Source organism: Streptomyces pathocidini (assembly GCF_001418495.1).
In the GTDB taxonomy this organism is placed as follows: domain Bacteria; phylum Actinomycetota; class Actinomycetes; order Streptomycetales; family Streptomycetaceae; genus Streptomyces; species Streptomyces pathocidini.
In genome coordinates this window covers 1-3,821 of the sequence record NZ_LIQY01000685.1, presented here as the reverse complement: position 1 = coordinate 3,821, position 3,821 = coordinate 1, and the positions used below count along the sequence as shown (strand labels likewise).

Below are 3,821 nucleotides of genomic sequence, written 5' to 3'. Positions count from 1 at the left end.
GGAGTAGACCGGGGTTGCGGGGACGGGGCGGATGTGAGGGAGGATGGCAGGAAAGCGTACGAAGGGAAATCCACGGTGAGCATCGACCCGTCCTCGATTCCGAACTTCGGGGGCCAGCCCGAACCAGAGCCGTCGGGGCCCACGGGTCCCGTCATCCCAGATCAGGATCTGGTCAAGCAGCTCCTCGACCAGATGGAGCTGAAGTACGTCGTCGACGAGGAAGGCGACCTCGCCGCCCCGTGGGAGCAGTTCCGCACGTACTTCATGTTCCGCGGTGAGGAGGAGCAGCAGGTCTTCTCGGTCCGCACCTTCTACGACCGGGCGCACGCCATCGAGTCCAAGCCGCAGCTGCTGGAGTCGATCGACGACTGGAACCGCCGCACGCTGTGGCCGAAGGTCTACAGCCACACCAACGACGACGGCACCGTCCGCCTGATCGGCGAGGCGCAGATGCTGATCGGCACCGGCGTCAGCCTGGAGCACTTCGTGTCCTCCACGGTCAGCTGGGTGCGGGCCTCCATCGAGTTCGACCGGTGGGTCGTCGAGCAGCTCGGCCTGGAGAAGGAGATCGACTCCGCGGGCGGCGACGACAAGAACGCCGACAAGAACGACGAGAAGAACGACGACCAGGGCGACGACAAGAACGACGGCGAGGACTGACCCCCTCGCCCGTTCCCCTGCCGGCGGGTTACGGCGCCGATACCGAGATCGCCAGCAGATACGTCCCGTAGGCCCAGGAGAGCCCGGCCAGCGCACCGACCATCGCCACGGCGGTGCGCTGCCGGGCTCTCGCCATGCCCGCCGCCACCGGCAGCAGCAGCGGGAAGGCGGGCAGCAGGAACCTCGGCTTGCAGCCGAAGTAGCGGGACCCGCCGGCCGCGATGACCAGCAGCAGCGCGCTGTACGCGAGCAGCGCGAGCGGCGGCCGGTCCAGCGCCAGCAGCGCCAGCAACACCACCGCGAGCAGGACGACCGCGGTCGACATCGCGTACGTGAGGTGCTCCTTGCCGAGGACCATGGCGCGCACCGACTCCCAGGCGTCCTCGCCGAAGTCGAACTTCGAGCCCCAGCGCCGCTGCACCTCGAAGTAGCCGGTCAGCGGGGCGCCCCGGCGCAGGCCCACCCCCCCGACGTAGCCGGCCCAGCCGAGCGGGGCGAGCGCGGCGCCCGCCCACAGCCGCCAGTCCTGGCGGGCCCGCAGCGACAGGCTGTCGGGCGCGCGGTGCCGCCACAGCTGGCAGATCTGCCAGGCCGCGCCGAGCACCACCGCCGCCGCGACCGCGACGCCGTTGGGCCGGGAGAGCCCGGCGAGCACGGCCAGCGAACCGGCCCAGATCCACCGGCCGGTCAGCACCCCGTACAGCGCCCAGGCGGCGAACGCGGTCAGCAGCGACTCGGTGTACGCCATGGACTGCACGATCGCGTGCGGCAGCGCGCCCCAGACCACGACCAGCAGGGTCGCGGCGCGGCGGCCGTGCAGCCGCTCGCCCACCGCGTAGATCCCCCAGGCCGCCAGGCCCGCGGCCGCCCAGGAGACCAGCAGAGCGGAGTCGGTGTAGTCGAGCGGGGTGAGGGTGCGGACGGCCCGGATCAGGGCCGGGTAGAGCGGGAAGAAGGCCGCGTCGCTGTAGACGTAGGCGGGGTCGGCGCCATGGACGACATGGCCGTAGCCGTGCGCGGCCAGCCGCAGGTACCAGGCCGAGTCCCAGGACCGGCCGAGCAGCCGGTGCGGCTCGCGCCCCGCGTGCCAGGACCACAGCGCCAGCGCGAGCAGCCCGCCCAGCCGGAGCGCGGCGTACAGCCCGAGCGCCGGCGCCGCCCGCCGCAGCGCGCCCCGCACCCGCGTACCCCACAGCTGCCGCAGCGGGACGGCCGACCTCGGGCCCTCGGCGCGTACGGGCACATGGGTGTCGGCTGACACGGGGCACCTCCGGTCGGCGGGAGCCTGGATGCTTTCCGACCTTGCGCGGCGCCGGGGGCGTCAGCACCCGTTGACGCCCGAGCCCACCCCGAATGCACCCACTCGGCCCACGGCCCGCCGCCCAGCTGCACCAGCCTCCCCGCGACACCCGAAGGACACCGAATAGCCTGCAGCGCTTCGCCCGTGCAGAAGGCAGAGCGAACCGGGGCGCGGGCTGCGATGGGGTCTTGCGGTGCTGGTGGCGGGCCGACCGGAGTCTGAGGACGACCGTGCCGAGGACGACCGACCCATGGGCAGCGGTCAGTGCGCGAATGCCTTGCGGAGCCGTTCCGCCGCGTCCGCCAGTACCTCGATGCGTTTGCAGAACGCGAACCGGACGTATGGTGCGCCAGCCTCTCTGTGGTCGTAGAAGACGGCGTTGGGGATAGCGACGACCCCGGCCCGCTCCGGCAGGGCGCGGCAGAAGGAGAGGCCGTCGCTTTCGCCGAGGGGGCGGATGTCGGCGGTGACGAAGTAGGTGCCGGTCGGCCGGAAGACCGTGAAGCCAGCGTCGGCGAGGCCCGCGCTGAGCAGGTCCCGCTTGTCGCGCAGGTCGTCGCGGAAGGCCGTGAAGTAGGCGTCGGGCAGGCGCAGGGCCTCCGCGACGGCGTACTGGAAGGGCCCGGAGGCGACATACGTCAGGAACTGCTTCGCGGAACGGACGGCGGTCACCAGTTCCGCGGTTCCGGTAACCCAGCCGACCTTCCAGCCCGTGAAGGAGAAGGTCTTGCCCGCGCTGCCGATCGTGACCGTGCGGTCGCGCATGCCGGGGAAGGTCGCGAGGGGGAGGTGCTCGGCGCCGTCGTAGACCAGGTGCTCGTACACCTCGTCCGTCACCACCAGCAGGTCGCGCTCGCAGGCCAGTTCCGCGATCGCCGCCAGCTCGGCGCGAGTGAGGACCGTGCCGGTCGGGTTGTGGGGGGTGTTGAGGAGGATGAGGCGGGTGCGGTCGGTGACGGCGGCCCGCAGTTCGTCCAGATCCAGCCGGTAGGACGCGGTCGCGCGGTCGGGGCGCAGGGTGACCGGCACGCGCCGCCCGCCCGCCATCGCGATGCACGCGGCGTACGAGTCGTAGTACGGCTCCAGGGCGATGACCTCGTCGCCCGGTTCCAGCAGCGCCAGCAGCGAGGCGGCGATGGCCTCGGTCGCGCCCGCCGTGGCCAGCACCTCGCGGTCCGGGTCGAACTCCAGCCCGTACCGGCGTAGTTGGTGCTCCGCGATCGCGGTGCGGAGTTCGGGGATGCCGAGGCCCGGTGGGTACTGGTTGCCGCGGCCTTCGCGCAGGGCGCGTACCGCGGCCTCGCGGACCTCCGCCGGGCCGTCGGTGTCGGGGAAGCCCTGGCCCAGGTTGATCGACCCGGTGCTGGCGGCGAGCGCGGACATCTCGGCGAAGATCGTCGTTCCGAACTCGGCGAGGCGGCGGTTGAGGAGAGGTCGTCCCATGCGCCCCATCCTGCGGGGAACCTCTGGACTTGCTCAACTCCGCTTTGGCCGGGAAGAGGCGGGGGCATCACCTCCTCACGCCGGAAGGACGGCGAACGGGGGCCTCGCCAGGGGGCACGCCCTGCGGACGTTCTGCGGACGCTCGGGGGACGAGAGGAGAGTGGGGACAGATGCCTGAGATCTTCTTCGTGGCGTTCCTGATCATCGTGGTGGTCGGGATCGCGGGCATGGCGAGTGGCGGGGGCCGCGGGGGCCGCAGGGGAAGCAAACGGCGGCGCCGTAGCCGCTACGGGTCCGGCGCCGCCTCGGGCGGCGGCAGTTGGTGGGTCTGGGGCGGCGACTCATCCGGCGACTCGTCCGGCGGCTCCTCCTGCGGCGGAGGTTCATCCTGCGGCGGCTCCTCCTGCGGGGGAGGAGG

At 72.2% G+C, this 3,821-nt stretch carries 4 protein-coding genes; 2 read left to right on the top strand and 2 right to left on the bottom strand.

From position 1 onward, the window contains the following. The first annotated feature begins 75 nt into the window (after positions 1-75). Positions 76-660, top strand: a complete 585-nt coding sequence (locus AOK16_RS24465; protein ID WP_055474276.1) for a type III secretion system chaperone family protein — start codon at positions 76-78, stop codon at positions 658-660. A gap of 28 nt (positions 661-688) precedes the next feature. Here AOK16_RS24465 and AOK16_RS24460 read toward each other — a convergent pair whose 3' ends face one another. Next, positions 689-1,921, bottom strand: a complete 1,233-nt coding sequence (locus AOK16_RS24460; RefSeq protein ID WP_107098443.1) for a glycosyltransferase family 39 protein — start codon at positions 1,919-1,921, stop codon at positions 689-691. A 300-nt stretch (positions 1,922-2,221) separates the two neighbouring features. Further along, entirely contained in the window at positions 2,222-3,412 is a 1,191-nt protein-coding gene (locus AOK16_RS24455) for a pyridoxal phosphate-dependent aminotransferase (protein ID WP_055474275.1), read from the bottom strand. A 161-nt stretch (positions 3,413-3,573) separates the two neighbouring features. Between AOK16_RS24455 and AOK16_RS26880 the strand changes: the two genes are divergently transcribed. Continuing rightward, a partial coding sequence (locus AOK16_RS26880; RefSeq protein WP_107098444.1) for a hypothetical protein occupies positions 3,574-3,821 on the top strand: 248 nt, incomplete at its 3' end.